The organism is Herbaspirillum sp. 1130 (assembly GCF_017833835.1).
Lineage (GTDB): Bacteria > Pseudomonadota > Gammaproteobacteria > Burkholderiales > Burkholderiaceae_D > Herbaspirillum > Herbaspirillum huttiense.
This window is the reverse complement of sequence record NZ_JAFICQ010000004.1, coordinates 195,127-221,910: the sequence shown is the minus strand read 5'-3', so window position 1 is coordinate 221,910 and position 26,784 is coordinate 195,127. Positions and strand designations below refer to the sequence as shown.

The 26,784-nt window shown below is 63.0% G+C and carries 25 protein-coding genes; 16 read left to right on the top strand and 9 right to left on the bottom strand.

Translation table 11 applies throughout. The features are described 5' to 3' along the window. The first annotated feature begins 78 nt into the window (after window positions 1-78). From JOD78_RS18775 to mdtD, 3 genes are all read left to right on the top strand, one after another. Complete coding sequence (locus JOD78_RS18775; protein ID WP_121045249.1) at window positions 79-906, top strand: ABC transporter ATP-binding protein; 828 nt, start codon at window positions 79-81, stop codon at window positions 904-906. A 56-nt stretch (window positions 907-962) separates the two neighbouring features. After that, window positions 963-1,817, top strand: coding sequence for an ABC transporter permease (locus tag JOD78_RS18770; protein WP_121045247.1), 855 nt, complete (start codon window positions 963-965; stop codon window positions 1,815-1,817). A gap of 101 nt (window positions 1,818-1,918) precedes the next feature. Continuing rightward, window positions 1,919-3,346: a multidrug transporter subunit MdtD gene (gene mdtD, locus JOD78_RS18765; RefSeq protein WP_209567321.1), complete on the top strand. Its 1,428-nt coding sequence runs from the start codon at window positions 1,919-1,921 to the stop codon at window positions 3,344-3,346. Window positions 3,347-3,353: 7 nt separating this feature from the next. Here the strand turns inward: mdtD and JOD78_RS18760 are convergent, their stop codons facing one another. Together JOD78_RS18760 and JOD78_RS18755 are read right to left on the bottom strand one after the other, a co-directional pair. After that, complete coding sequence (locus tag JOD78_RS18760) at window positions 3,354-4,040, bottom strand: Fe2+-dependent dioxygenase (protein ID WP_034330332.1); 687 nt, start codon at window positions 4,038-4,040, stop codon at window positions 3,354-3,356. 17 nt (window positions 4,041-4,057) lie between these two features. Beyond that, complete coding sequence (locus tag JOD78_RS18755; RefSeq protein WP_209567318.1) at window positions 4,058-6,289, bottom strand: TonB-dependent siderophore receptor; 2,232 nt, start codon at window positions 6,287-6,289, stop codon at window positions 4,058-4,060. Window positions 6,290-6,662: 373 nt separating this feature from the next. Here JOD78_RS18755 and JOD78_RS18750 point away from each other — a divergent pair, with 373 nt between their 5' ends. The 13 genes from JOD78_RS18750 (at window position 6,663) to JOD78_RS18690 (ending at window position 19,852) form a co-directional block, all read left to right on the top strand. Beyond that, a complete protein-coding gene (locus tag JOD78_RS18750; RefSeq protein ID WP_008331064.1) occupies window positions 6,663-7,325 on the top strand; it encodes a response regulator transcription factor in 663 nt (220 codons plus the stop codon). 16 nt (window positions 7,326-7,341) lie between these two features. Further along, window positions 7,342-8,805, top strand: a complete 1,464-nt coding sequence (locus JOD78_RS18745; RefSeq protein ID WP_121045241.1) for a sensor histidine kinase — start codon at window positions 7,342-7,344, stop codon at window positions 8,803-8,805. A gap of 115 nt (window positions 8,806-8,920) precedes the next feature. Then, the gene (locus tag JOD78_RS18740; RefSeq protein ID WP_034330326.1) at window positions 8,921-9,139 is read left to right on the top strand and encodes a hypothetical protein; all 219 of its coding nucleotides are present in this window, start codon (window positions 8,921-8,923) and stop codon (window positions 9,137-9,139) included. Beyond that, a complete protein-coding gene (locus JOD78_RS18735; RefSeq protein ID WP_204725822.1) occupies window positions 9,136-9,660 on the top strand; it encodes a preprotein translocase subunit SecD in 525 nt (174 codons plus the stop codon). Before JOD78_RS18740 ends, JOD78_RS18735 begins: the two co-directional genes overlap by 4 nt. Window positions 9,661-9,789: 129 nt before the next feature. After that, window positions 9,790-10,449, top strand: a complete 660-nt coding sequence (locus JOD78_RS18730; protein ID WP_209567316.1) for a DUF1345 domain-containing protein — start codon at window positions 9,790-9,792, stop codon at window positions 10,447-10,449. A 274-nt stretch (window positions 10,450-10,723) separates the two neighbouring features. Next, a complete protein-coding gene (locus JOD78_RS18725) occupies window positions 10,724-14,212 on the top strand; it encodes a response regulator (RefSeq protein ID WP_199725140.1) in 3,489 nt (1,162 codons plus the stop codon). Further along, entirely contained in the window at window positions 14,197-15,048 is an 852-nt protein-coding gene (locus tag JOD78_RS18720; protein WP_039784526.1) for a protein-glutamate O-methyltransferase CheR, read from the top strand. Before JOD78_RS18725 ends, JOD78_RS18720 begins: the two co-directional genes overlap by 16 nt. Beyond that, window positions 15,045-15,680 (top strand): chemotaxis protein CheB, encoded by a 636-nt coding sequence (locus tag JOD78_RS18715; protein ID WP_039784527.1) that lies wholly within the window; start codon window positions 15,045-15,047, stop codon window positions 15,678-15,680. The genes JOD78_RS18720 and JOD78_RS18715 overlap by 4 nt, the downstream gene beginning before the upstream one ends. Continuing rightward, a complete protein-coding gene (locus tag JOD78_RS18710; protein ID WP_121045235.1) occupies window positions 15,677-16,795 on the top strand; it encodes a HAMP domain-containing sensor histidine kinase in 1,119 nt (372 codons plus the stop codon). The genes JOD78_RS18715 and JOD78_RS18710 overlap by 4 nt, the downstream gene beginning before the upstream one ends. A gap of 17 nt (window positions 16,796-16,812) precedes the next feature. Continuing rightward, window positions 16,813-17,427 carry a hypothetical protein gene (locus JOD78_RS18705; RefSeq protein WP_227022821.1) on the top strand — a complete coding sequence of 205 codons (615 nt, stop codon included), beginning with the start codon at window positions 16,813-16,815 and terminating at the stop codon, window positions 17,425-17,427. A gap of 234 nt (window positions 17,428-17,661) precedes the next feature. Further along, window positions 17,662-18,132 (top strand): nuclear transport factor 2 family protein, encoded by a 471-nt coding sequence (locus JOD78_RS18700; RefSeq protein WP_121045233.1) that lies wholly within the window; start codon window positions 17,662-17,664, stop codon window positions 18,130-18,132. Window positions 18,133-18,141: 9 nt separating this feature from the next. Continuing rightward, complete coding sequence (locus JOD78_RS18695) at window positions 18,142-18,699, top strand: TetR/AcrR family transcriptional regulator (RefSeq protein WP_209567314.1); 558 nt, start codon at window positions 18,142-18,144, stop codon at window positions 18,697-18,699. Window positions 18,700-18,928: 229 nt separating this feature from the next. Then, window positions 18,929-19,852: a formylglycine-generating enzyme family protein gene (locus tag JOD78_RS18690; protein WP_227022826.1), complete on the top strand. Its 924-nt coding sequence runs from the start codon at window positions 18,929-18,931 to the stop codon at window positions 19,850-19,852. 187 nt (window positions 19,853-20,039) lie between these two features. Here JOD78_RS18690 and JOD78_RS18685 read toward each other — a convergent pair whose 3' ends face one another. From JOD78_RS18685 to JOD78_RS18655, 7 genes are all read right to left on the bottom strand, one after another. Continuing rightward, window positions 20,040-20,192 carry a hypothetical protein gene (locus JOD78_RS18685; protein WP_158601286.1) on the bottom strand — a complete coding sequence of 51 codons (153 nt, stop codon included), beginning with the start codon at window positions 20,190-20,192 and terminating at the stop codon, window positions 20,040-20,042. A 245-nt stretch (window positions 20,193-20,437) separates the two neighbouring features. Further along, complete coding sequence (locus JOD78_RS18680; RefSeq protein ID WP_199725133.1) at window positions 20,438-21,079, bottom strand: ANTAR domain-containing protein; 642 nt, start codon at window positions 21,077-21,079, stop codon at window positions 20,438-20,440. A 4-nt stretch (window positions 21,080-21,083) separates the two neighbouring features. After that, the gene (locus tag JOD78_RS18675) at window positions 21,084-22,244 is read right to left on the bottom strand and encodes a transporter substrate-binding domain-containing protein (RefSeq protein ID WP_121045229.1); all 1,161 of its coding nucleotides are present in this window, start codon (window positions 22,242-22,244) and stop codon (window positions 21,084-21,086) included. A 9-nt stretch (window positions 22,245-22,253) separates the two neighbouring features. Beyond that, on the bottom strand, window positions 22,254-23,255 hold the full coding sequence (locus tag JOD78_RS18670) for an asparaginase (protein WP_209567312.1): 1,002 nt from the start codon (window positions 23,253-23,255) through the stop codon (window positions 22,254-22,256). A gap of 123 nt (window positions 23,256-23,378) precedes the next feature. Beyond that, the gene (locus JOD78_RS18665; RefSeq protein ID WP_121045226.1) at window positions 23,379-24,086 is read right to left on the bottom strand and encodes an ABC transporter ATP-binding protein; all 708 of its coding nucleotides are present in this window, start codon (window positions 24,084-24,086) and stop codon (window positions 23,379-23,381) included. Beyond that, entirely contained in the window at window positions 24,083-25,813 is a 1,731-nt protein-coding gene (locus tag JOD78_RS18660) for a branched-chain amino acid ABC transporter ATP-binding protein/permease (protein WP_245202227.1), read from the bottom strand. The genes JOD78_RS18665 and JOD78_RS18660 overlap by 4 nt, the downstream gene beginning before the upstream one ends. Window positions 25,814-25,886: 73 nt before the next feature. Next, a complete protein-coding gene (locus JOD78_RS18655; RefSeq protein ID WP_034337308.1) occupies window positions 25,887-26,720 on the bottom strand; it encodes a branched-chain amino acid ABC transporter permease in 834 nt (277 codons plus the stop codon). Window positions 26,721-26,784: the final 64 nt, after the last annotated feature.

Here is a 26,784-nt window from a genome sequence, read left to right as displayed (position 1 = left end):
TATACGCCATGATGCGCGACAGCGCGTCAGGGGCGCGCTCAACCCGAATTCAACCCCAAGCCACGAAAGAGCCCCACGATGAACGCCATCCACCAGCAGGCCTTCACCCCCGCCGGCCAGGCCGCCCAGGCCACGCCTGCCATTGAATTGCGCAACGTGAGCTGCCGCTTCATCACGGCCGACGGCCGGGCGACAGTGGCCCTGCGCGATTTTTCCATGAGCGTGGCGCGCGGCGAATTCGTGGCCGTGGTCGGCCCGACCGGCTGCGGCAAGTCGACCACGCTTTCGCTCATCACCGGCCTGCTCAAGCCGACCCTGGGCGAGGTGCGGGTGATGGGGCAGCCGGTCAATGGCATCGACCCGCGCATCGGTTTCGTGTTCCAGAACGATGCGGTCTTTCCCTGGCGCAGCGTGCGCGACAACGTCGCCGCTGGTCCCATGTTCCGTGGCCAGTCCAAGGAGCAGGCTCATGCGCTGGCCGACGAATGGATTCGCCGCGTGGGCCTGGACAAGTTCGGCGACCACTATCCGCACCAGCTTTCCGGCGGCATGCGCAAGCGCGTGGCGCTGGCCCAGACCTTCATCAACAGTCCCGAGATCCTGCTGATGGACGAACCCTTCTCGGCACTGGACATGCAGACCCGCACCCTGATGCAGGACGAACTGCTGCGCCTGTGGTCGGCCCATTCGGGTTCGGTGGTATTCGTCACCCATGACCTGGAGGAAGCCATTGCGCTGGCCGACAAGGTCTACGTGCTCACCGCCCGCCCGGCTACCTTGAAGAGCGTCTATCCGATCGACCTGCCGCGTCCGCGCGTGATGGAGGAAGTGCGCTACGAGCAGCGCTTCATCGATATCTCGCGGCGCATCTGGGCCGATCTGCGCGAGGAAGTGCATATCGCCTGAGGCGCCATGCCACGCAGCCACATCGCCTATTCAATTCAGAACCACAGGGGACTCCCATGACACAAGCACAAGCCAGCCACAGCGCCGCGACGATGGACATCGCCGGCGTCGAAGCCGAGGCCCGGCGCAAGATCCGCGCGCGAAAACAACTGGTCATCGGCCTGCGCATCGCCATCCTGGTGATCGTGCTGGGCGGCTGGGAAGGCGGTGCGCGCCTCGGCTGGATCGATCCCTTCTTCTTCTCGCAGCCGTCGGCCATCGTGGCGCAGATCGTCGAGTGGATGGTCGAGGGCACCTCGCAAGGCCCGCTCTGGACGCAGGTTCTGGTGACACTGGAAGAAACCGTGCTGGGATTTCTGATCGGTTCGGTGGCCGGGGTCATCGCCGGCATCATCCTCGGGCGCAACAAGCTGCTCTCGGACGTCTTCAGCCTCTACATCCAGATCGCCAATTCGATTCCGCGCGTGGTGCTGGGCTCCATCTTCGTCATCGCCTTCGGGCTGGGCATGGCTTCCAAGGTGGCGCTGGCGGTGGTGATGGTGTTCTTCGTGGTCTTCGCCAATGCCTTCCAGGGCGTGCGGGAAGCCGACCGCTACATGATCGCCAACGCCCAGATCCTCGGCGCCTCGCCGCGCCAGGTGACCATGGCGGTGGTGATCCCGTCGGCACTGTCGTGGATCCTGGCCAGCCTGCACGTGAGCTTCGGGTTTGCACTGGTCGGTGCGGTGGTCGGGGAGTTCCTCGGTTCCAAGCAGGGCATCGGCCTGCTGATCTCCACCGCCCAAGGGGCCTTCAATGCCAGCGGTGTGTTCGCGGCCATGATCGTGCTGGCCGTGGTGGCACTGGCGGCGGACTGGCTCTTGCATGCGCTGGAACGGCGCTTGCTGAAGTGGCGCCCGCAGGCCTTCTGATGAGAAATGCCTGAGGGCGTAAAATGACGCGGTACTGGTCGGGGACACGCCAACGTGTCCCCGCCGTGTTTTGATCCGCGCGTTTCCACTTCCTTTCCGTCATGTCAGCCAACCAGCCGCCTCGCCCGAGTGACACTGCTGCAACTCCGTCCGCCTCACCCTCCCTCAACGATCCCGTGACCCAGCGCGCGCTGCTGTGGATCGTGGCGTCCGGCTTTTTCATGCAGACGCTGGACACCACCATCGTCAACACCGCCTTGCCTGCCATGGCGCGCAGCCTGGGCGAGCCGGTGCTGAACATGCACCCGGTGGTGGTGGCCTACACCTTGACGATGGCTTCGCTCACGCCTGCCTCGGGCTGGCTGGCCGACCGCTTCGGCACGCGCCGCGTGTATTTCGCGGCGATCCTGCTGTTCGCGCTGGGTTCGGTGCTGTGCGCCATGGCGCCGACCCTGCCGCTGTTGCTGGCCGCGCGCGTGATCCAGGGGCTGGGCGGCTCCATGCTGCTGCCGGTCGGGCGCCTGGCCGTGCTGCGGGCAGTGCCGGGCGCGCAATACATCGCTGCACTGGCCTCGATCTCGATTGCCGGGCAGCTCGGTCCGGTGGTCGGTCCTGTACTGGGCGGGTGGCTGGTAGAAAGCCTGTCCTGGCACTGGATCTTTCTGATCAACCTTCCGGTAGGTGTACTGGGGATGGGGGCCGTACTGTACTTCCTCCCCGATGACAGCCTTACCGGTACACCTCGCTTTGATTTATACGGCTGTGCCTTGCTGTCCGCCTGCATGGTGGCCTTCTCGCTGGCGCTGGACGTGCCTTTCGATACCCACCGTACTGGCTGGAGTTTGGGACTGTTCGCTCTGGCAGCACTGACTGTACTGGTCTACTGGCGTCATGCGTCCGTTCATCCGCGTCCACTGTTCCGGCTCGGTTTGTTCGGGGAACCCAACTTCAGCATCGGACTGGCAGGTAACCTGGTCTGCCGTATCGGTTCGTCTGCAGTGCCGTTCCTGTTGCCGCTGCTGTTGCAGGTGCGGCTGGGCTATTCACCGCTGCACGCGGGCATGCTGCTGCTGCCGGCTGCCATTGCGGGCACCATTGCCAAGCCGTGGATCGCGCCGCTGGTCAAGCGCTTTGGCTATGACCGCTTCCTGTTGATCAATACCGCCATCGTCGGGATCTCCATCGTATCGTTCGCGCTGATCACGCCGGGCTGGCCGCTGGCGGCGTCCATCGTGCAGCTGGCGGTGTTCGGGGCGTCCAATTCCATGCAGTTCGCGGCCATGAACAGCGTGACCCTGAAGGGCTTGCGCAAGGAAGATGCGGGCAGCGGCAACAGTCTTTTTTCGATGGTGCAGATGCTGGCCATCGGCCTGGGCGTGACCATCGGCGGGACCATGGTCAATCTCTTCAAGAGCGAGGCGGGCATCGCCACCAATGCCAGCTTCCAGATCACCTTCGTGATCGTCGGGCTCATCACCCTGGTCTCGGCCTGGGTGTTCCGCAAGATGGATCCGCGTTACTTCAGCTGAGCGCGGGTCAGGTCTCGCTCCACTGGCGCAGGAGGTTGTGATAGCAGCCTACCAGCGTGCGCCGTGCGAGCGCATCGGCGTCGGTCTGGTTCAGGCGCTGGATGGCATTGTCCATGTCGAACAGCATCTGGCGCTGGCCATCGTCGCGCACCAGGCTCTGCACCCAGAAGAAGCAGCCCACGCGCACGCCGCGCGTGACCGGGGTGACGGTGTGCAGGCTGGTGGCCGGATAGAGCACCATGTCGCCCGCCGCCAGCTTGACGCTGTGCATGCCGTAACTGTCATCGATCTGCAGTTCGCCGCCATCGTAGTCTTCCGGATCGGCCAGGAACAGCGTGGCCGAGACATCGGTACGCAGCTTGCGTCCGCTGTGCGGATGGATGCGCACGCTGCCATCGACGTGGGCACCGAAGGTCATGCCCTCGCCATAACGATTGAACATGGGCGGGTAGATCAGGTTGGGCAGCGCCGCGCTGATGAAGCGCGGGTGCCGCTCCAGCGCGGAGACGATGATGCGCTGGCATTGCAGGGCGACGTCGGACTGCTCGTCGATCTGCTGGTTGTATTTCACCGGCGCGCCCTGGTAGCCCGCCGTGACGCGCCCATCCACCCAGGCCGGTCCTGCGTTGTCCAGCAGGCTGCGCACGGTCTGCAGGGCTTGCGGGTCCAGCAGCTGGGGGATGGTGATGAGCATGGGCGCGTCCTCTTTCCTTACATGCGATAGGTCAGCGACAGCAGCGCGGTGCGGCCCGAACCCGGGACCGAACGGCCGCCGTCGGATTGGATCAGCGCATCGTAATACATCTTGTCGGTCAGGTTGTAGAGGTTCAGGCGGATGTCGTAGGCCTTGGTGGTGTAGGCCAGCATCGCGTCGTAACGTGTGTAGCCGCCGACCTGCACCGTGTTGGTGGCATTGGCATAGCGCTGCGACATGTAGGTCGCGCCGCCGCCAACCTGCCAGTGCGGCGCGACGTCATACGTGGTCCAGGTGGTGAAGGTGTGCTTGGGCGTGTTGACCGGGATCTTGCCGACCGAGGTATCGGCCACCGCACCGCCGACCAACTTGGCATCCAGGTAGGTGTAGTTGGCGGCGATCTGCCAGTCGCGTGTGATGCGGCCGGTGGCGCCCGCACGCGCGCCGTTCACGCGCACAGTGCCGGCCAGCTCATAGACGCCGGTGGCCACCTGGCTGCGGGCGTTTTCCTTGGTGATCTGGAAGCCGGCGGCGGTCAGCGCCAGGCCTTCGGCCACGTCCCACTTGCCGCCCAGTTCATAGGAGCGGTTCTTTTCCGGGTCGAGGTTCTGCTGGCCGGTGGTGCCGGTCAGCTGCTCCAGCGAGGGATTGAAGGAAGTGCCGTAGGAAACGTAATACGACTGCGCCGCGCTGGGCTGCCAGATCGCCCCCGAACGCACGCTCACGAAGTTCACGCTCTGCTGCGCATAGCCCAGTGCGGTGGAGCCGGCGGTATTGCCCGAGTTGATCGAGTTGCTGATGCTGGCCACGTAGCGGTCATAGCGCAGCCCGCCGACCAGCTTGAAGTGCGGCACCAGCTCGATGGTGTCGCCGACATAGGCGGCGATGGTGTTGGCACTGCCGCCGGCACGGTTGCCTGCGGTATCGGCCACGCTGCTGCCGGCGGCGCTGTAGGAAGGATTGACCAGGCTCACGCAATCCATGTAGCCGGTGGTGGCTCCGCTTGCATTGAGCGAACGGCCATTGCAGCTGCCGTTGCGGTAGTAATTCTGGTTGTCGTAACCGTCGTGACCAACTTCCACGCCCACCAGCGCATCGTGCTTGACGCTGCCGGTGCTGAACTTGGCGGCCAGTTCGGTCTGGTTGAAGATGGAGTAGTCGTTGATGTTGCGGTCGTGGCTCTGGCCGCGCACGAACAGGCTCGACAGGGGCAGGCTGCTGGCCGCATTGGTGAGCGCCGTGAAGCCGCTGGAGGAAACCGTGCCGATGGTATTGGGCGCGGTTTCCACCGCATTGGTGTGCACGTAGTTGAACTGGGTCTGGTTGCGCAGGGTGACGTCGGGCGCGATCTTGTGCTTGATGCCGGCATTGAACGCCGCCACGTCCTGGATGGTGCGGTCGCTGTTCAAGCCATAGGCGGTGTTGCGGTCGACGTTGACGGGGTGGCCGTTGAGCGGCGGCAGGCCGTAATCGGGCTGGTCCTGGTTGTGCTGCAGCAGGGCCGAGAGCGTGATTTCGGTGGAGGTGCCAATACCCCAGACATAGGAACCGGCCAGGCCGAAGTCCTGGACATCGGTCTGGTTGCGCGTGCTGGCCGCGCCGTTCTGGGCCATGGCTTCGATGCGCAGGGCCGAGGTGTCCGACAGCGGACGGTTGACGTCGACCGTGCTGCGCACCAGGCCATTGGTGGTCACCGAACCGGTGATCTCGGTAGCCGCCTTGAGGTTGGCTTTCTTGCTGACCTGATTGATGATGCCGCCGGTCGAGCCGCGGCCGAAGAGCATCGAGGAGGGCCCCATCAGGACTTCCACTTCTTCGATGGCGAAGGTGTCACGGTAGTACTGGCCACGGTCGCGGAAGCCGTCCAGATAGATGTCGGTGCGCGCCGAGAAACCGTTGAGGTTGATGTTGTTGCCGATCTGCCCGCCTTCGGCACCGCCCAGCGTGATGCCGGAGACATTGCGCAGCGCATCGGCCAGCGAACTGACGCCCTGCGACTGCATCTGCGCCTTGTTGACCACCGTCACCGATTGCGGCACGTCGTGCAGGTCGGCCGGCAGCTTGGTGATGGCCGTGCCGGTGCTGGCGAAATCATCGCGGCGGCCTTCCACCGTCACCGGGGCCAGCTGGCTGCCAGTGGTTGTGGTGGCGGTCGCGCTGGTAGCGGGAGCGGCCTGCTGCGCGTGGGCGGAGAGGGGAGCGGCAAACGTGGCCACCAATGCGGCGGCGATCGGTGTGAGACGGTTCATGTTCTTCTTGTCGGTGAAGTGGAGTAGGAAACGATGAGCCGATCCCGCTTGCGCAGGATCGGCTCGAATGGCTGGCTACTCCGTCCTTCAATGGCAACAAGGAAGTCCGTTTGGCTGGCTGATGACCAGTGTTCTTTTTTTTTGCATGCTAATGAGTTGGATTCTCATTCGCATGGCTGGCAAGATTAAGGCGGAAGGCTGACAAATCGCTGTCATGAAGCTGACGGTGAACTGAGTGTGACGAAAAAGAAACACTCTTTACATGCCGCTGCCCGCCTGGGGGATCGCCTGATTTGCAGCATTGCCTGGGCTGCAATACGATGCAGCGGTTACGCAGATGTTTTGCGCCGTTTTTCTCTACCGAAGTCCCCCTATGAATGTTCTGCTGGTCGAAGATGACCCGGTACTCACCGACGGTCTGTCGCGGGTACTCAACTCGCACGGTTTTACCGTGCATACCGTCAACAACGGCAACGATGCGCTGTCGCAGCGTTTCAACGCGGCCGTGCTGGTGCTCGACATCGGCCTGCCCGGCATCGACGGTTTCGAAGTCCTGCGCCGCATGCGCGCCAATGGCAACAACACGCCGGTGCTGCTGCTGACCGCACGCGACACCATCCCCGACCGCGTGCATGGCCTTGAGCTGGGTGCCGATGACTACCTGGTCAAGCCCTTCGCCACCCCCGAACTGGTGGCGCGCATCAAGGCGCTGATCCGCCGCAGTGCGCCGCAGCCGGCGCAGCTGACCGTGGGCGGGCTGTCGCTGGACAACGCCACCAAGCGCGCCGACATCGACGGCCGCAAGATCGAACTGTCCCTGCGCGAATGGACGGTGCTGGAATACCTGATGCAACACGCTTCGCGCGTGGTCTCCAAGCAGCAGATCATCGATGCCGTCCTGCCCTGGGGCGAGGATTTCACGATCAATGCGGTGGAGGTGTATGTCTCGCGCATCCGTCTGAAGATTGCGGATTCGGGCGTGGTCATCCGTACCATCCGCGGCTTCGGCTACATGCTCGAAAAGAGCGAGAACTGAGCCGGCAGGCCGCGTCATGACGGTCATCGACCAGCAGCCGCCCGCCAGTGCGGCCAATGCGAGCAGCGCGGATAACTCGACCAGTGCCTCCCCTGCCACGCCGCCCGCAGCACCTGTCACCCACGCCAGCATCCGGCGCGATCTGCTCAAGTGGCTGATCGCGCCCTTGCTGCTGCTCAATCTGGTCGGTGCCGGCCTGACCTACTGGCTGGCCTGGCTGCCGGCCCAGCACGCCTTCGACCAGAACCTGATGGATTCCACCTGGGGCCTGTATGCCCAGGTGCGCCATCGCCAGGAACGCACCACTGCCGAGCTGACCCAGCAGGCCGAGCAGATCCTGCGCAGCAATCACTCCGACACCACCTTCTTTGCCGTGCGCAATTCGCAGGGCGAGATCCTGGTGGGCGACAAGGGCTTCCCGCAACTGCCGGAGAGCGAGACGTTCGACCGGCCCTTCAACTATGACGGCGAAATGCGCGGTGAACCGGTGCGTATTTCCGCCATGCAGGTACGGGTCAAGAATGGCGTGATCTCGGTGGCGGTGGCCGAGACCATCCGCAAGCGCGATCGTGCGCACTACACCATCCTGCTGTCCTTCCTGCTGCTGGATGGCGGGCTGACCTTCGGGTCGCTGTCGGTGGTGCTGATCGCCGTGCGGCGCGGGCTGCGTCCCTTGAAGAGCCTGCAGCGCAATCTCGAGCAACGCGGCCACGGCAAGCTGGGGGCCATCGATGGCATTGGTGCGCCGGTGGAATTGCAGCCGCTGATCGTGGCCATGAACGAACTGATGGCCCGCATCAGCAAGGGTGAACAGGCGCAGCAGAATTTCATGGCCGACGTTGCCCATCAATTGCGCACGCCTCTCACGGGCCTGAAGCTGCAACTGGAACTGCTGCATGACAAGCACCAGGACCAGCCCGACACCGCCCGCTCGCTGGCGATGATGAACTCTTCGGTGGAACGCATGATCCGCCAGAGCCGGCAGCTGCTGGCACTGGCGCGCTCGGAGCCGGGCCTGTTCGAAAGCCGCAAGCTGGAGGAGCTGTCGCTGCACAAGCTGGTGGAAGAATCGGTGCAGCACTTCATCGAAGAGGCCGACAAGAAACACATCGACCTCGGCTTCGACCTGCAGCCGGCACGCCTGCGCGGCGACCGTTTCCTGCTCGCCGACCTGATCGACAACCTCATCGACAATGCCGTGCGCTATTCCCCCTTGCACGGAACGGTGACGGTGCGCTGCCTGGAAGAAGAGGGGGCCACCGTGCTTTCGGTGGAAGATTCCGGCCCAGGCATTGCTCCCGAGCATCGCGAGCTCATCTTTGACCGCTACTATCGTGCCAATGACAAGATCGCCGGCAGCGGCCTGGGCCTGGCCATCGTGCGCGAGATTGCGCACGACCATGGCGGCGTCATCACGGTCGATTGCAAGGAGCAAGGGCAGGGCACCATCTTCACGGTACGCTTCCCGCTGGCGGGCTGAGCCCGGCGGCGATGGCCGCACTGGCCGCAGTTGCCGCACGACATCGTTTTCATGCAGAACCTCATGCCTGCCCCTGTGTCAAATGGGCTTCATCGTGAACGACTCAGGAGGCAGCATGACGGACAAGGTCTTGCAAAGTGGCACCCATATCGCCCGCTACGATGCGGTGGAAAAACCGGATGAAGGCTTCGAGGCGCAAGTCTTCGTGCGCCTGTCGCGCGAGCCCGAGATCGCTGAAACCTACATTCCGGTAGGCCTCTTCCCGACCGAGGAAGAAGCCCTGGCCAGCGCCCGCGAACGCGCGCAGCGCGCCTTGAAGGAGCACGAATTTTGAGCCGCCTGCCTGCTTCCCCTTGCTTTTCCGCGCGTCGCCGCACCCTGTTGCTGGGTGCCGCCGCGGGTGCCGTCCTGGTGCTGGCGGGCTGTGCCACGGGCGGTGCCTCGGGCAGCGCGGACACTGGCCTCTCCTCATCAACCCTGTTTGAACTGCGCGGTGCGACTACCGTACCGACCCAGGGCTGGATCAAGGCGCGCCTGAGCGAACCACCGGGTGGCGACATCTATCTCGCCCCGCGCGCCGCACTCGATGCCGGCGACGTGCAGCGCGCGTCGGCGCAGAAGGATGCGGCCGGACGTGCAGTGCTGGTACTGCAATTCTCGCCCACCGGGACCGCCAGGCTGGCGGCGGCCTCGCGCGAGTTGATGGGTCGCCAGCTCGCCGCCGTGCTGGAAGGTCGCGTGACCAATGTGGCCAGCGTGCAAGGCCCGATGACCATCAACACCATGGCCCTGACCGGATTGTCCAGTTTCGAGGACGCAGTGCGGTTGGCCAACCTGCTGTCCAAGGGTAACTAGGCCGCCTGCCCGCGCATGCTGAGGGAAAGCATGGCTGGCAGGGGCGGGCAGGGCATGCTAATGTCCTGCCCATTCGCGGCACTGCATTGACGCTGCCCTTACAGAAGACTCACAACATCAACAAGAACAATGTCCGTCGCCCGCCACATCGTCCAGGTCCATCCGCGCTTGCTCATCGGCATTGCCATCGGGATCGCCGCCGCCACCGTTCTCCCCGCCAGTACCTGGATCGGCCGCAGCCTGATCGGCTGGAATGCCGGCGTCTGGTTCTATTTGCTGAGCCTGTGGGTGATGATGCTGCGGGCCGATGCCAAGGCCGTCAAGCGCCTGGCCGAGACCGAGGACGAGAGCGCCCACGTGGTACTGGTGATGGTTTGCGTGGCAGCCATTGCGAGTTTGCTCGCCATCTTGCTGGAACTGGGCGGCAGCAGCCATCACGACGAGCGCGGCAGGCTGTTGCGCTATACCTTTACAGCCTCCACCGTGTTCGGCTCCTGGGCCCTGATCGGGACCATCTTCACGCTGCATTACGCGCGCCTCTTCTACGCCGATGACGATGACCCGGAGGCCTTGCCGCTGCGCTTCCCGGACGGCATACGCAATCCCGGCTACTGGGATTTCCTGTATTTCGCCTTCACCATCAGCGTGGCAGTGCAGACATCGGATGTGGCCGTGGCCTCGCGTGCGTTACGCAAGTCGGTGCTGGCGCATTCGCTGATCTGCTTCGTGTTCAATGCCGCCATCATCGGCTTGTCCATCAATATCGCGGCCGGCCTGGCCGGTACCTGAAAGCGAGTGTCAGTGCCAGGATGACAGCGCTGCGGAACCGAACCGGCAGCGCTTTGTCCTAGCCGGGTTCAGAGGCGGGTGAGTGCGCGATCAAGCGCCGCGCCGGCGCTCTGCGCAAACCGGAAGCCGCCCGTATAATCGGCGGCTTTCCCGGACGCAAGACCAAGGGGAGGGGGACACAGCGACACACAGAACCCCCGCAGCTCGACCAACGATTCGAACAACGGAGCGCACCGTGCGGGTTTATTCCAGCCAAGCTGAAGAACGTATTGCCATGTTGAAGCGCCAGGGCAAGGGCGCATTTTCCGGACCGCCGCTGCCGCTGGGGCCGCTGATCGGTTTTTCCGTCGCCATCCTGGCGGTGGTGCTGATTGCCCTGTTTACCTGGGAAGCCTCGGTCAGCCGGGGCCTGGCCGCCAATGCCGTCTCGCATACCATGAAGGTGCGCGAGCAGTTGCAGGTGCTGGTCTCCACGCTCAAGGATGCCGAGACCAGCCAGCGCGGTTTCCTGCTCACTGGCACCGAATCCTATCTGAGCCCTTACAACCAGGCACGCGCCGCGTTGCCCGGGGAGATCGCCAGGCTGCGCGAGCTGCTTTCCGACAATCCGGATCAGTTGCAGCGCCTGTCGCAGATCGAGCGCGTGGTCGCCGACAAACTTGAAGAACTGGCCGAGACCGTCAGCCGCCGTCGCAATGGCGATGCGGCCGGCGCATTGGCCGTGGTGCAATCCGATCGCGGCAAAATGTTCATGGACCGCGTGCGCGTGCTGTCGCGCGACATGGAAGAACAGGAACGCGACCTGCTGGCCAGCCGCCAATCCGACTGGCGCGATGCCGTGGTGTTTTCCACCGCCGTCGCCTGGGGCGGCTCGGGCTTGCTGCTGGTACTCATCATTGCCGCAGCCATGACCACTTCGCGCGATTATCGCGCCCGCGAAAAACAGACCTGGATCCGCAACGGCCAGATGGGCCTGGCCGAACGCCTGCAGGGCGAACAACGCCTGGGGGCGCTGGGTGAAAACACGCTGGCCTTCCTGACCGCCTACCTCAATGCTCAGGTCGGCGCGATCTATCTGCGCACCGATAGCGGCGACTTCCAGCGCTTCGCAGCCTATGCGCTGGAAGAAAACGAGAGCGAACAACCGCCGCACCTGCGTGATGGCCAGGGCCTGCTGGGCCAGGCCGCCAAACTCAATCGCGCCATGCACGTCAAGGAAGTGCCGGCGCAATACCTGACCGTTTCCTCTTCCGTGGGACGCCATGCACCGCGTGAGCTGCTGATCGTGCCGGCAGCGGCCGATGGTGTGGTGCAGGCCGTGTTTGAACTTGGCTTCCTGCGCCAGGTGCGGGCCGAGGAAGAAGAGCTGCTGGCGCGCCTGTCGGACCAGATCGCCATTGCCGTGCGTTCCTCCAAGGACCGCACCCGTCTGGAAGAACTGCTGGAAGAAACCCAGCGCCAGTCCGAGGAATTGCAGGCACAGCAGGAAGAACTGCGCGTCAACAACGAAGAACTGGAAGAGCAGGGCCAGGCCCTGAAGGCCTCGCAGCTGCGCCTGGAAACGCAGCAGGCCGAGCTGGAAGAAACCAATGCCCAGCTGGAAGAACAGACGCAACTGCTGGAAATCCAGAAGGACGACCTGGCCAAGACTCAGGTGGTGCTGGTGGAAAAAGCCACCGAGCTGGAGCGCGCCAACCAGTACAAGAGCGAGTTCCTGGCCAACATGAGCCACGAGCTGCGCACGCCGCTGAACTCCACCCTGATCCTGGCCAAGCTGCTGGCCGACAACAAGCAGGGCAACCTGTCCGACGAGCAGGTGCGTTTCGCGCAAACCATTTCCTCGGCGGGAAATGATTTGCTGGCCCTGATCAACGACATCCTCGATCTCTCGAAGATGGAAGCGGGCAAGCTGGATATCGTTTCCGAATCCTTCGTGGTCAGCAAGATGGCCGAGGAACTCAAGGCCAGCTTCGCCATGACGGCCCAGCAGAAGGGCCTGGGCTTCAAGGTCGAGGTCGATCCGGGCGTGCCGCAGCGTATGGAAACGGACATGCAGCGCCTGGGCCAGATCCTCAAGAACCTGCTCTCCAACGCCATCAAGTTCACCGAGAAGGGCGAGGTCAGCCTGCGCATCTATGCGGATGCCGGCGGCCGCATCGCTTTCGCCGTGCGCGATACCGGCATCGGCATCGGGGCCGACCAGCATCAGTTCATCTTCGAAGCCTTCCGCCAGGCCGATGGCAGCACCCATCGCAAGTACGGTGGCACCGGGCTGGGCCTGTCGATCTCGCGCGACCTGGCGCATCTGCTGGGGGGCGATATTCAGGTGCAGAGCCGGGTAGGCGAGGGCAGCATCTTCACGCTCTCGCTGCCGCAGGTTTACAGCGGCGAGCAGGCCGTAGTGCGGACGCCGGCGGCCGTTGCCGCACCGTCGGCGGCGGCTGCGACCTTGCAGGCGGCGCAAGTCGCTACCGCGCCTGATATCCGTATCCCCAGCCCGCAGGTGGTGCCGGGTACGCCGGCGAAACTGCAGGACATCGCCATCGATGATGACCGTCACCGCATTGAATCGTCCTCGCGCCTGATCCTGGTAATCGAGGATGACACCGCCTTCGCCATGATCCTGCGCGACCTGGCGCACGAGATGGGCTTCCAGTGCGTGGTCACGCATTCGGCCAATGAGGGCGTGTCGGCGGCGGAGATGTATCGCCCCAGCGCCATCCTGATGGACATGAACCTGCCTGACTTCTCCGGCCTGGGCGTGCTGGATCAGATCAAGCGCAATCCCAAGACCCGCCACATCCCGGTACACGTGGTCTCGGTGGCCGATTATTCGCACGAGGCACTGGAGCGCGGTGCCATCGGCTACGCATTGAAGCCGGTGCAGCGAGAAGAACTGGTAGGCGCGATCCGCAAGCTGGAAGCCAAGTTCCTGCAGGGCCTGCGCCATGTCCTGGTGGTCGAGGACGATGCGCGCCAGCTCGACAGCATCCGCCAGTTGCTGGCCGGCGAGAACATCAACCTGGTCGGCGTGCGCACGGCCGCCGACGCACTGGCCCGCCTGCGCGAGACCACCTTCGATTGCATGGTGATGGACCTGAACCTGCCCGATCTGTCCGGCTATCAGTTGCTGGAAAAGATGGCCGAGCAGGAACACGTGGCTTTCCCGCCGGTGATCGTCTATACCGGCCGTTCGCTGTCGGCCGAGGAAGAGCAGCACCTGCGCCGCTTCTCGCGCTCCATCATCATCAAGGATGCGCGCTCGCCGGAACGCCTGCTCGATGAAGTCACGCTGTTCCTGCACCAGGTGGAAACCACGCTGCCGCCGGAGAGCCAGCGCATGCTCAAGGTGGCGCGCGACCGCGAGACGGTCTTCGAAGGCCGACGCATCCTGGTGGTGGAAGACGACGTGCGCAACATCTTTGCGCTATCCTCCGTGCTGGAACCCAAGGGCATGAAGGTCGACATCGCCCGCAACGGCCGCGAAGCCCTGGAGGCCCTGCAGCGCAGCCAGGAACAGCCGGGCGCGCCGATCGACCTGGTGCTGATGGACATCATGATGCCGGAGATGGATGGCCTGACCGCCATGCGCGAGATCCGCAAGCAAGCCGTCTGGAAGCGCCTGCCCATCATCGCCCTGACCGCCAAGGCCATGAAGGATGACCAGGAGAAATGCCTGGCCGCCGGCGCCAACGATTACATCGCCAAGCCTTTGGATGTGGAAAAACTGCTGTCCCTGGTACGCGTATGGATGCCGAAATAAATCAGGCACTGGCCAACCAGCATTTCGATATCGAGATGCAGTTGTTGCTGGATGCCATCTACCTCAAGTATCACTGCGACTTTCGCGGCTACGCCGGTGCGTCACTCAAGCGCCGCCTTGCCACCGCCATGATCCGGTTCGGCTGCGAAACGCTGTCGCAATTGCAGGACAAGGTGCTGCATGATGCGACGGTATTCCCCGCGCTCATGGATTACCTCACGGTGCAGGTCAGCGAGATGTTCCGGGATCCCAGCTATTTCCTCTCGCTGCGCGAAAAGGTGATTCCGCTCTTGCGCACCTATCCTTCCCTGAAGATCTGGGTGGCCGGCTGCAGCAGCGGAGAGGAAGTCTATTCGCTGGCGATCCTGTTGCGCGAGGAAGGCTTGCTCGACCGCAGCATCATCTACGCCACCGACATCAACCAGGCCGCGCTGAAGAAGGCCGAGGCCGGCGTCTACGAGCTCGACCGTATCCCCGGTTTTACCAGCAACCACCAGAAATCCGGGGCGAAGACCTCGCTTTCGGATTACTATACGGCCGCTTATGGTGCCGTCGTCTTCGACAAGTCGCTGCGCAAGAACGTGGTCTTCTCCGATCACAGCCTGGCCACCGACAGTGTCTTTGCCGAGATGCACCTGGTGTCCTGCCGCAACGTGCTGATCTATTTCAATCGCCATTTGCAGGAGCGCGCGCTGGGCCTGTTCCGCGAATCGCTGGTGCGCAAGGGCTTCCTGGGACTGGGTTCGAAGGAATCGATGCGTTTCTCGACGCACGGTCCTGCCTTCGATGAAGTGGTGCGGGAAGATCGCATCTTTCAGAAGAAGGGGGAGCTATGAGCCTCGTCCCGCTGCCGGCCCTGGGTGGCCGTGCGATTGATGCAATCGTCATCGGTGCCTCTGCCGGTGGCGTGGAAGCCTTGTCGGAAATCCTGCCGGCGCTGCGGCGTGGTGCGCAGGTGGCGACCATGGTGGTACTGCACATTCCGCGTGAACGCCCCAGCCTGCTGGCCACCATCTTCGCCGATCGCTGCGGCCAGCCGGTAGTGGAAGCCCAGGACAAGGAGCCGGCGCAGCCGGGCGTGATTTACTTTGCGCCACCGGATTATCATCTGCTGGTGGATCGCAGTGATCAGGGGCCGGTGCTGGCCATGTCCAACGATGAACTGGTGAATTATTCGCGCCCGGCCATCGATGTGCTGTTCGAATCGGCGGCCGATGTTTACCGCGAGCGTTTGCTGGGCATCGTGCTGACCGGCGGCAATCATGACGGTGCGGCCGGATTGCAGGCCATTGCGCGCGCCGGTGGCGTGACCGTGGTACAAAGTCCGCAACAGGCACAGGTACCTTACATGCCGGCGCAGGCATTGGCGCTGGGACAGATTGATTATGTGCTCACGCTCCCGCAGATCGCCGATCTGCTGCGCACCCTGGGCGTATCGGGGAATGACCAGGAAAAGGAACGCAGGTGACAGAAAAATACAAAGACAGAGACCTGCCGCGGGTGAAATTCCTGCTGGTCGATGATCTCGACGAAAACTTGTTGGCCCTCTCGGCCCTGCTGCAGCGGGACGATGTCGAGCTGCTGCTGGCGCGCTCGGGCCTGGAGGCGCTCGAACTGCTGCTGCAGCATGACGTGGCACTGGCCTTCCTGGACGTGCAGATGCCGGACATGGATGGCTTCGAGCTGGCCGAGCTGATCCGCGGCAGCGAGCGTACCCGCAACGTGCCGCTGATCTTCGTCACGGCGGGTGTACGTGATGAGCGCCGCCAGTTCAAGGGCTATGAGAGTGGTGCAGTGGACTTCCTCTACAAGCCCATCGAGCCGCATATCCTGCGCAACAAGGCCGATGTGTTCTTCCAGCTGTATCGCCAGAAGCAGTTGCTGGCGCTGGAGTTGAAGCAGCGCACCGAGACCCTGCGCATGAACGAAATGTTCGTGGCCATCCTCGGCCACGACCTGCGCAATCCGCTGAGCGCGGTGGTGATGGCGGCCACGCTGCTGCAGCGGACGTACAAGGAAGAGGTGGCACAGAAGGCCTCGCAACAGATTCTCAATGGCGGCAAGCGCATGGCCAAGCTGATCGACAACATGCTCGATCTGGCCCGCGCGCGCCTGGCCGGCGGCATCCCGCTGGTGCGTGCCAGTGCCTGCCTGGGCGAGATCACCGAACGGGTCGTACAGGAATACCAGGCCACGTATCCGGGCAGTGTGGTCGAGCGCCGCATCGAGGGCGATGACAATGGCTATTGGGATGGCGACCGCCTGGGCCAGGTGGTGGCCAATCTGCTGGGCAACGCTTTGCAGCACGGCGCGGCGGACAGTCCGATCTGCATCGGCATCGATGGCCGCAGCGAGCAGGAAGTGGTCATGACCATCGCCAATCGCGGCGTCATTCCGGCGGCCTTGTTGCCGGTGATCTTCGATCCCTTCCGCGGTGGCGAGCGTGAGGTCGGCCGCAAGGAAGGTCTCGGACTGGGCCTGTTCATTGCCCAGCAGATCGTCAAGTCGCATGGTGGAAGCATCACCATGAGTTCGGATGACCAGGTGCAGACCATGGTGACGGTGAGGTTGCCGAGGCGCTGAGCGTCGTTGAGTCCGCAGTGAATGAATTGGGCGATGGCCACGGCGGCAAGCAGAACTACGGAGTCAACCAGACTTCTGAAGGTGAAGAACCTTCCGCTTTTCCATCGGTCTTCTGCCAACAAAGTACGGAAGCATTTCAACTTTTCGATCCGGAGCCATCGACGTCCATGCACAACGCCAATCCCGATAATTCTGCCACCACGCCACATCTGAACAAGGCGCGCTATCTGGTGGTGGCGGGATGGGTGCTGTTCATGATCTCGCTGTTCCTTCCTTTGCAGAACACTGATCTGGGATACGCGGCCCTGATCTATTCGTTCGTCTTCCTGATGTCCATCTTTGATCGACTGGAACCGCAACTGATCTGGATGGGCAGTTACGCCTTGGTCAACGCCGGCATGATCGTTTCCCTTTTCATCGCCTGGAAGGGGCCACTGATCAGCCATCCACGCTGCTCTTTGTTCTTTACGCTGGCGGCCGTGGACACCTTGTTCGCTCCCCTCTTTGCGAAAGAGTTCACCCAGTACCCGGCATTCTGGTGCTGGGCAGCTTCCGTTATATTGGTGGCATCGGGAATGAATCTGGCCCGGCTCCAACAGAACGATCTTGCGTCCTTGAAGGCCAGGCATTAGGGCCTGGTCATACTTGTCTTGTACCCGAAACGCCTGCTCCTCGAAGCAGGTTTTTTTTAGGCGCTGCGAAATCTCCTCGCAATATTCTCCTGGTCTTGCACAGGCTGGATTCAAGCTGTGCCGGCAAGACGACATCCGTCGAGAAATCGCTTGTCATTCAAAGTTGATCGGTCTATATTGTGTGTACCGAACAGTACATACGGTACTGAAAGGTACACTAATTGGAGAAACATCATGTCGATTCGCCCGCCGCTTCCCCCTTTCACTCGTGAAACCGCCATCGAAAAAGTCCGTCTTGCCGAAAACGGCTGGAATACCCGTGACGCTGAAAAAGTTGCACTGGCCTATACCGAAGACAGCTGGTGGCGCAATCGCGCCGAATTCGCACAGGGCCGTGAAGCCATCACCGCACTGCTCAAGCGCAAGTGGACGCGTGAGCTGGATTACCGCCTGGTCAAGGAGCTGTGGGCCTTCGACGGTGCGCGCATCGCCGTGCGCTTTGCCTACGAGTACCATGATGATTCCGGCCAGTGGTATCGCGCCTACGGCAACGAGAACTGGGAATTCGATGCGCAGGGCCTGATGCATCACCGTCACGCTTGCATCAACGAGCATCCGATCAAGCCGGAAGAACGCAAATTCCTGTGGGACAATAGTGGCCCGCGCCCGGCGGATCATCCCGGGCTGAGCGATTTCGGTATCTGAGGAAAATGAATGGCTAGAGTCATTGCGGAAAAAGACGATGTGATCCCCCTGCTGGCGGAAGTCTTCCGCACCTATGGCTTCGAAGGGGCGAGCCTGGCGCGCATCAGCGAAGGGACCAGGCTGGGCAAGGGGAGCATCTATCACTTTTTCCCGGGCGGCAAGGAGGAGATGGCGCAAGCCGTGCTGGGCCACGTGGATGCGTGGTTCCGGCAGCATGTGTTCGAGCCGTTGAACGAGCGTGACGATGCCGTGGCAGGCATCAAGGCCATGTTCGACGACGTCAGCCGCTATTTCCTCTCGGGGCAGCGTGTCTGCCTGGTCGGCGTCTTTGCGCTGGGCAATGAGCGCGATCGCTTTGCCGTGATGGTGCGTGATTACTTCATCGCCTGGATCGATGCGCTCGCGTCCGCCCTGGTGCGGACCGGGCGCAAGCCGAAGGAAGCCAGAACGCGGGCCGAGGAAGTCGTGGGCGGAATACAGGGGGCGCTGGTGCTGGCGCGCGCCCTGGACAGTACCGATGTGTTTGCCGATGCGTTGAAGCGCTTCCAGAAGCGGCTGTTGGGCTGATCTCCCGTCCAGCAGGTGAATGCAACGGCATGGGGTTGCCGTCGTGTTCTGCGAGCGATCCGTCATCGGACAGGCCGTGTACTTGATGTTTGAGTTTCAACGAGGACGACAACTGCGGATACAAGGGGGGAGTACCTTGAAACACCGATTCATCAGATGGACGGCGATGTTGCTTTGGTCGACATGCCTGTTCGCTTCTGCAGAGGAAAAAACTCAACCGCCTGTGACGATGGAAAACTCCATTGGCATGCAGATGGTGCTGATCCCGGCGGGCGAATTCTGGATGGGAACCGAGGAGTCGCTGGCCGCGCTGAAGCAGGCCTATCCGGATTATGAGGAGCGGCGGCTGCGCGATCTCGACGATGAACGGCCGCGGCACAAGGTGCTGATCACCCATCCGTTCTATCTCGGGAAGCATCTGGTCACCGTGGCCCAGTTCGCGAAATTCGTGGCCGAGTCGGGCTATACCCCGGAATCCATTCGCGATCAGACCGGCGGTTACGGCTACAACCCGCACTACGATCCTGAGAAGACCGAACGCAAAGACGCATTCGAAGGCCGCAGCCCGCAATACAGCTGGAAAAACCCCGGCTTCCCCCAGACCGATGATCATCCGGTACTCAACGTCACCTGGAATGATGCATCAGCCCTTGCCGCCTGGCTCAGTGAGAAAGAGCACGCGCACTATCGTCTGCCGACCGAAGCCGAATGGGAATACGCTTGCCGCGCGGGGACGACGACGCGCTATCCCAATGGCGATGATCCGGAGGGCCTGAGTCAGATCTCCAACACCTTTGATGCCGACGCTGCTCCCTACTGGCCACGCATGGCCGGTCGCGCGCTGAAGAGTCACGACGGCTTCGCCTTCACCTCGCCGGTGGGCAGTTTCCCGGCGAATGCCTTCGGGCTGTATGACATGGTAGGCAATGCCTGGGAATGGACCGCCGACTGGTATGGCGAAGAGACCTATGCGCGTTCGCCGCTGGCCGACCCGCGTGGGCCGTCCAACGGGGAAACCAAGGTGCGGCGCGGCGGCTCGTGGCATACCTGGTCACTGTATGCGCGGTGTGCCTTCCGGAACTGGAATACCGTCAGCACGCGCTATACGCTGGTGGGGATCAGGCTGGTGCGGGATGTGGAAGTCCGGCATTGAAAATTGCGTCGGGCGCTGCCAGCGCGTCGGCTTCCGCATCCGGCCAGAATGGCTCAGTAGCGCAGGACGTCAAATCACTTTCACGAACAAGCCAGCGACGATGGTTGGCACGTCCGAGCAGATCAGGTCGAACGCAGAGTGGATGAAGTAGTCCATGTGATTGCTCCGGTGAGGGTGACTGCGAGACTCAGCAGTAAGTGATGTTGGCCAGCGCTTCCAGCATGTGCATGAACCAGTGGCCGTCGTCGGCACGATAGCGGCAGATGGTGGTGGCAGCGGCGTTGCCGGCAGCAGCCAGGGACATGAGGGCAGCGACGAGGCAGGTAGCGTGGATGCGCATGGTGTTCTCCGGTTGGGTGAGGATCGGTGCGGCTGGTATGGGTGAAGCTTGATCCTCGGGGGTTTCAACCGGATTTCAGCGGAGCGGAGACGTGTTTCAGTTGAAATGGGGGCGTTCGGCAACGCGCGGAGGGAGTGGGTGGGTTGAGATTCTCAAGCAAGAAAAACTCTCCCTCCGGCGAAGAACGGACGAACGTTTCACCTGCTTGAACGCCGTCTGTTCATCGCACTACAGGAGTGTCATCGTTATACCCCGTCACCGGGGTTCTTCCCCTTTCCCGCTGCGAGGAAACCCAGTTTCTCCATCGCATCCTGGGTTTCCAACAGCATCGTTGCTACTTCCGCGACAGTCACTCGCAGGCCAGTGGCACGCTCCCTCATGAATTGGTAAGCGCTTTCTTCGCTGTGCTTCTGGTATTCAACCAGCACACGAATCGCCTTCTCGATCTGCCGGCGTGACTTGATGGTCGATTCGAGCTTGTCTATCTTGGCCTGCTGCCGTTGTTGAAAACCCTGTGAAGAGCGCGCCAGCACCAGCGTACTCAGGATGCCTTGCGAGCGGAACGGACGTGTCAGCACACCGTGCGCCTTGGTGTCCAGCAACAGCTTCAAGGTGGTCGGGCTTTCATAGTCGGACAAGGCGACCAGGGCCGCATCCACGGCGCTGGCATTCCATCCGCTGCGTCCTTCGAGCTCCTGCGATATCTGGAAGAAAATGACGTCGGCTCCGGTCGGCGGCTCCGTTGGACTAGGCCAGATCACGCGCAGCCGGCAACCGATGCGCTGCAACTGCTGGATCACTACGTCCCGGTCTTCTCCGGGCGGATAGACGACGGCTACGCAGATACTGCGCAGGTCCTCGTAAAGTCGGCGAAGGCTTTGTCCCATGACCTTACCTCAACCAGAAACCGGAAAAGCCGAAAGTGGAAAGATAGGGGTCCGGCTTGACGGGCTCCGACGCTTCCCAGGCGATGTCGAACTGTCCGTCGCTACGGCAGATGCCAATGCGCGGGGTAAGGGCGCAATGATTGTTGTCTGCGTCGACACTGATGCGCCCTTCAGGCGAATCGAATGACACCGTATGAGTGGCCTCCACCAGCTTGCGCCGGTCCAGGCTGCCTGCGCGCTGCAGGGCGCGCGCAAACAGGTGGACCTGGGCATAGGCCATCTCCGACCAGGTGCTGGTGGGCCGGTCGCCGAAACGCTTGCGCCAGAGGGCGAGGAAATGCCGGTTGCTCTCATTGTCCAGCGAACCGAAATAGGTCGCGGCTGTGATGTGGCCCGCGCAGTGCCGGGCACCGATCAGGCGGATCTCTTCCTCCGCCATCGAGAGGCTGGCGATCGGTGTGGTCGTCGGATCGAATCCGAACTCGGGATAAAGCTGGTAAAACAGCCGCGCCGATTGTCCCACCAGCGTCGAAAACACCACGTCGGGCTGGGCCGCCTTGATGTCGGTCAGCACCTCTTCCAGTTCGCCCCGGCCGGCTTCCAGCGGCAGATAGATTTCATCGAGGATCTCGCCACCATGCTGCTCCACCATGTCGCGCATGACGCGATTGGATTCGCGCGGATAGATGTAGTCGGTACCTACCAGGAAGAAGCGGGTGCGCTTGTTCTGCATGAGGTAGGCGGCCAGCTGCACGCTGTTCTGGTTCGGGACGGCACCGGTATAGATCACGTTGGGTGAATACTCGAAACCCTCATAGAAGGAGCAGTACCACAGCAGTGCGTTGTTGCGTTCGATGACCGGCAGCACCGCCTTGCGGCTGGATGAGCGCGAGCAGCCGAATACCACGTTGATCTCGTCCTCCAGCAGCAGGCGCGTGACCAGCTTGCGATATTCCGCGATGTCGCCCTTGGGGTCGTAGGCCACCGGCACCAAGGGCCGGCCGAGCACACCACCGAGCTGGTTGATCTCTTCGATCGCCAGCGCGGTCCCGAAAAAGTGTTCAGATTCCGTGACCCCGGTTGCGCCCGACCGAGAAAACAGCACGCCAATGCGCCAGCCATCTTCCTGTCGCACGCGCGTATCCTGGAATGAAGTGGAATTCATGGTCGGTCCTTATCGGTCGAACAGCGCCTGCAAGCGGTCCGTGTCTTGCGTGGATTGCAGGGCCAGCATCAGCAGGATACGGGCTTTCTGCGGACTCAGGTCATCGGCGAAGACTGCGCCGACAGCCTTGAGGGTAGCACCGCCGCCGTCGAAACCGTAGGACGGCGATACGCGGCCATGGGGCACACGGGTGGAGATCACCACCGGGATGCCCTGTCCGGTGGCGTACCGGATTGCCTCATACATGTCGGCATTCACGTTGCCGCAGCCGAGCGCCTGGATCACGATCCCGCTTGCGCCCAGCGTCACCGCAGCGCGCAGCAAGTCACCGCTGGCTCCGCCGAACATGGGGATGATCTCGACCCGTGGCAAAGTACCGCCGAGCAAGGGCAGATGCTGGCGGCGCATCGGCCGGCGCGCGAGAACTACGCGATCTTCATCGGCTACCCCCAGCACGCCGAAATCACCGGACTTGAAGCTCTCGACGTCGGCAGTATGGGTCTTGCTGACATCGCGGGCGGCGTTGATCTGGTTGTTCATCGCAATCATCGCGCCCAGGCCGTGCGCTTGCGCGCTGGCGCACACACGCGCTGCGTTGAGCAGATTGCGCGGTCCGTCGAAATCCGGGCTGGAGGCATTGCGCTGCGCACCGATCAGCACTACCGGCTTGTCGCTGGCCAGGGTCAGGTCAAGGAACCACGCGGTTTCTTCCAGCGTATCCGTGCCGTGGGAGACGATCACGCCGTCCACTTCCGGGCGCTCCAGCGCGGCTGCGACCGCCTGCTGCAGGGCGATCCAGCGTGGCGGATCCATATAGCCGGACGGTACGTTGAACAGATTGACGACCTCCAGCTGCGCGATGGCGCGGATGCCGGGCACGGTGGCCAGCAGCTCATCGCCCGAGAGGGCGGGCACCGGCGCCTTTCGGACCGGGTCGATTTTCATGGCAATGGTGCCACCGGTGGAGATGTAAACGCAGAGGGGCAGGTTGGATTGGGCTGAACTCATCATGGCATCGAATGGTTGGCAAGAAATATGCCCGCGGCCGCAGCGGCCCGGCACGCGGGATGGGGGATCGCACCGATTATCGTCACAGAGCGGGTGCCGGGACAAGCGGCGCAACCCATGCCCACGTCATACGCGCAAGTGCCCGAAGACAAGTTCTGCCGCGCCGTCGCGCTTGGCGGGCCCCTCCTCGACCAGCTCGCCCTGCTTGATGATGAGGTAGCGGTCCGCCACTTGCAGCGCGAAGGGCACGTTCTGTTCAACCAGCAGCAGCGTGGTGCCGTGCTGCCTGCGCTCCTCCTGCAGCGCGTTGGCCAGGCGGTCGATGACCGAGGGCTGCAAGCCTTCGGTGATCTCGTCCAGCAGGATCACCGAGGGCCGCATCATCAGGGCGCGTGCCAGCAACAGCATCTTCTGCTCACCGCCGGAGAGGGTGCCGGCGTATTGCTGCAGCCGGCTGCGAAACACCGGGAACAGGGGGTCGACGGCAGCGAAGCGCTCTTCGAACAACGCCGGCTGCGCCAGCCCCAGGCGCAGGTTGTCGCCGATGCTCAGTTCGGCGAAGAGGGCGTTCTCCTGTGCCGCATAGGCCACCCCCTGGCGCGCGATGCGGTGCGGTGCCAAGTGTGTGATGTTGCGCCCGTGCAGGTGGATCGCACCGCCCTGCTTGCCGAGGTAGCCCATGATGGTCTTGAGCAGAGTGCTCTTGCCCATGCCATTCTTGCCCAGCAGGGCTACGGCCTCGCCTTGCGCGATGTTCAGCGACACGCCGCGCAGCACGACCGACGCACGATAGCCGCTGGTAATGCCGTCCAACACCAGTGCCGATGATCTCATTGCGCCTCCGTTGCGTGGATACTGCCTGAATAAATGGTGTTGACCAGTTCCGAATTGACCACCTCATCGAAACTGCCTTCCATGGCGATCGCACCTTGATGCAGCACCACGATGCGGGTGGCGATCTGCTGCACGAAATCAACATCATGCTCCACCAGCAGGCAGCACAGCCGGTACTTGAGCGCGAGCGAAGACAGTACCCCGCCGATCTGCGTACGCTCGGCCTTGGTGAGCCCGGCGGTAGGTTCATCCAGCAGCACCACACGGGGCTCCAGCGCCAACACCATGGCCAGTTCCAGCGCCTGCTGCTGGCCGTGGGAGAGATCCCCGGCGACGCTGTCGAGTTTCTCATCCAGACCGGTGGCGCGCATCACGTGCAAGGCATAAGGGGGGAGATGCAGCACGTCCGCACGCCGGAACAGGGCCGGCCGTTCAAGCCGCGCACGGGCGATGCGCAGGCACTGCGCCACGGTCAGTGTGTCGAAGATATTGGCGTTCTGGAACTTGCGTCCCAGCCCGAGGCTGACGCAGGCCTCCGGCGGCAATTGGCCGATGTCGCTGCCGCACAGCGCGATGCTGCCGGCGCTGCGCTCGGCACCATCGCTCATGCAGCGCATCAGTGTAGTCTTGCCGGCTCCATTGGGACCGATCAGCCCGACCAGCTCGCCGGCACGGGCGGCGAAGTCGATGCCGCGCAGCACCTTCAGCGGGCCGAAGTGGCGGGCCACTCCCCGCATGCGGATCGCCTCCGCCTGCGCATCGCCGCCGGTCACGCCGGCACATTCTTCCAGGCCCGGCTGATGCGCGCTTGCGCGGCCCAGGCCAAGGGGTCGCAACAGCAGCGGCACCAGGCCCTGGGGCAGCAGTACGATCACCAGGATGAACGCTGCGCCCAGGATCAATTGCCAGGCAAAGGGCATGCTGCTGCTGAGATAGGCGGTGGCAACATTGATCAATACGGCACCGATCAGTGGTCCCCACAGGCTGCCGCGCCCGCCCAGCGCGACCCAGATGATGAATTCCGTGCCCAGCGCGAAGCCGGCCAGCTCGGGTGCGACCACGCCACTGAAAGCGCCGTAGCCGAATCCGGCCAGACCGGCCAGTACTGCCATGGCCACCAGCAGCGTAATTTTCACCAGCGAGGTGTTGATGCCCAGATAGCTGCAGCGCTGCTCATTGTCGCGGATGGCGGCGAGCAGGCGGCCGGCATCGGAGCGCACCAGCAAGCAGCCGGCCAGCGCAGCCACTGCCAGCATGCCGCCCGAGATCCAATACCAGGCGTCGAGGGAAAAATCGAAGCTGTCATAACCGGTCAGCCCGGAACTGGAGCCGGTCCAGCTGCCACCCGACAGCAGCAGCTGGGTCAGCACGATGGGCAGCACCAGCGAAATCACGGTGGCGAAGAACGGCGACGCACCGCGATAGAACGACAGCCATCCGGCCAGCGCCGCCACCGCTGCTGCGGCGGCGATGGTGGTGCCGATTGCCAGCATGACCGTGACAGGGCTGAAGCCGCCATGCGTGAACACCAGTCCGGCGGCATAGGCACCGATTCCGAAGAAAGCCGACTGGCCGAACGTGAGGTAGCCGGTATAGCCCCACAGAATATCGACGGTCATCGCAACGATGGCCATGAAATAGGCCTTGATGAGGATGTTTTGCAGGTAGGTGTCGAAGATCCACGGCCCGGCAGCCAGCAACAGCAGGCCCACACCGACGAACAGCAAGACGCTGCGCAGAGAATGGCGTACGCGTGCGGCACCCGCCCGTGAGGAAGGTGCGGCGGAAGAATAAGAGGAGTTACGCACGGGCCAGCCCCTTCGGTCGGATACGCAAGGTCACTGCAGCGAGGACGGCGATGGTGAGACCGCCGAGCACAGGATTGGCGTAGGTGCTGACCAGCACCTGCGCAGCACCGAATACCATGCAGGCCAGCAGCAGGCTCAGGATTGAGTGGCCGGAGATCATCACCAGCATGAAGGCACTGATCAGCCAGGGCAGGCCCATATTGGGGTCGACGCTGGAGAGCGGCGTGATCATCGCGCCGGCCAGTGTGCCCAGTCCGGCACCCAGGCTGAAGGTGACGAAGCGTACGCGGCCGGAATGGATGCCCAGGCTGCTGGCCAGTTCCTCATTCATGATCACTGCGCGGGTACGCACGCCGAAATCCGTACCGTTGAGCAGCGCCGTGAGCAGCAGGCAGATGCCCAGCGCCAGCGGCACCAGCAACAGGCGGTAGGCGGAGTAGTCGACGCCGAGGATGTTCCAGGTCCCGGTCAGCGGTGCGTTGACGAACTGCACCTCTCGACCGAAGGCCATCACGATCAGCTGGCCAATCACGATGCTCAGTCCCCATGTCGCCAGGATGGCGTCCAGCGGCCGCTTGTAAAGGCGGCGAACGATCACGCCTTCGACCAGCATGCCCACGGCGATACCAGCTACCAGCGCCAGCGGCCATCCCAGCCAGGGATCGAGTTGCAGACGCGTGGTTACGTAACTGGCGTAACCGCCCAAGGTCAGCAAGGCCCCGTGGGCGAAATTGACGATCTTCATGACACCGAAGATCATCATCAGTCCGGCGGTGACGACGAACAGCATCGCGGCCGTCGTCAGCATATCCAGCAATAGCGCCATGGCGCTCTCCTCTCGTTTCTCAGGCCGCCGCGGTCATGGCCGCGGCGGCGTTGTTATCGCAAGG

Bases quoted from the DNA above. Each gene is read 5' to 3' on its own strand.
- JOD78_RS18715 (WP_039784527.1), top strand. From the start codon at position 15,045: ATGAGCCTCGTCCCGCTGCCGGCCCTGGGTGGCCGTGCGATTGATGCA.
- JOD78_RS18725 (WP_199725140.1), top strand. From the start codon at position 10,724: ATGTTGAAGCGCCAGGGCAAGGGCGCATTTTCCGGACCGCCGCTGCCG.
- JOD78_RS18740 (WP_034330326.1), top strand. From the start codon at position 8,921: ATGACGGACAAGGTCTTGCAAAGTGGCACCCATATCGCCCGCTACGAT.
- JOD78_RS18775 (WP_121045249.1), top strand. From the start codon at position 79: ATGAACGCCATCCACCAGCAGGCCTTCACCCCCGCCGGCCAGGCCGCC.
- mdtD (WP_209567321.1), top strand. From the start codon at position 1,919: ATGTCAGCCAACCAGCCGCCTCGCCCGAGTGACACTGCTGCAACTCCG.
- JOD78_RS18675 (WP_121045229.1), bottom strand. From the start codon at position 22,244: ATGAATTCCACTTCATTCCAGGATACGCGCGTGCGACAGGAAGATGGC.
- JOD78_RS18720 (WP_039784526.1), top strand. From the start codon at position 14,197: ATGGATGCCGAAATAAATCAGGCACTGGCCAACCAGCATTTCGATATC.
- JOD78_RS18760 (WP_034330332.1), bottom strand. From the start codon at position 4,040: ATGCTCATCACCATCCCCCAGCTGCTGGACCCGCAAGCCCTGCAGACC.
- JOD78_RS18745 (WP_121045241.1), top strand. From the start codon at position 7,342: ATGACGGTCATCGACCAGCAGCCGCCCGCCAGTGCGGCCAATGCGAGC.
- JOD78_RS18700 (WP_121045233.1), top strand. From the start codon at position 17,662: ATGTCGATTCGCCCGCCGCTTCCCCCTTTCACTCGTGAAACCGCCATC.
- JOD78_RS18695 (WP_209567314.1), top strand. From the start codon at position 18,142: ATGGCTAGAGTCATTGCGGAAAAAGACGATGTGATCCCCCTGCTGGCG.
- JOD78_RS18730 (WP_209567316.1), top strand. From the start codon at position 9,790: ATGTCCGTCGCCCGCCACATCGTCCAGGTCCATCCGCGCTTGCTCATC.
- JOD78_RS18770 (WP_121045247.1), top strand. From the start codon at position 963: ATGACACAAGCACAAGCCAGCCACAGCGCCGCGACGATGGACATCGCC.
- JOD78_RS18680 (WP_199725133.1), bottom strand. From the start codon at position 21,079: ATGGGACAAAGCCTTCGCCGACTTTACGAGGACCTGCGCAGTATCTGC.
- JOD78_RS18755 (WP_209567318.1), bottom strand. From the start codon at position 6,289: ATGAACCGTCTCACACCGATCGCCGCCGCATTGGTGGCCACGTTTGCC.
- JOD78_RS18750 (WP_008331064.1), top strand. From the start codon at position 6,663: ATGAATGTTCTGCTGGTCGAAGATGACCCGGTACTCACCGACGGTCTG.
- JOD78_RS18690 (WP_227022826.1), top strand. From the start codon at position 18,929: ATGGAAAACTCCATTGGCATGCAGATGGTGCTGATCCCGGCGGGCGAA.
- JOD78_RS18655 (WP_034337308.1), bottom strand. From the start codon at position 26,720: ATGGCGCTATTGCTGGATATGCTGACGACGGCCGCGATGCTGTTCGTC.
- JOD78_RS18670 (WP_209567312.1), bottom strand. From the start codon at position 23,255: ATGATGAGTTCAGCCCAATCCAACCTGCCCCTCTGCGTTTACATCTCC.
- JOD78_RS18665 (WP_121045226.1), bottom strand. From the start codon at position 24,086: ATGAGATCATCGGCACTGGTGTTGGACGGCATTACCAGCGGCTATCGT.
- JOD78_RS18685 (WP_158601286.1), bottom strand. From the start codon at position 20,192: ATGCGCATCCACGCTACCTGCCTCGTCGCTGCCCTCATGTCCCTGGCT.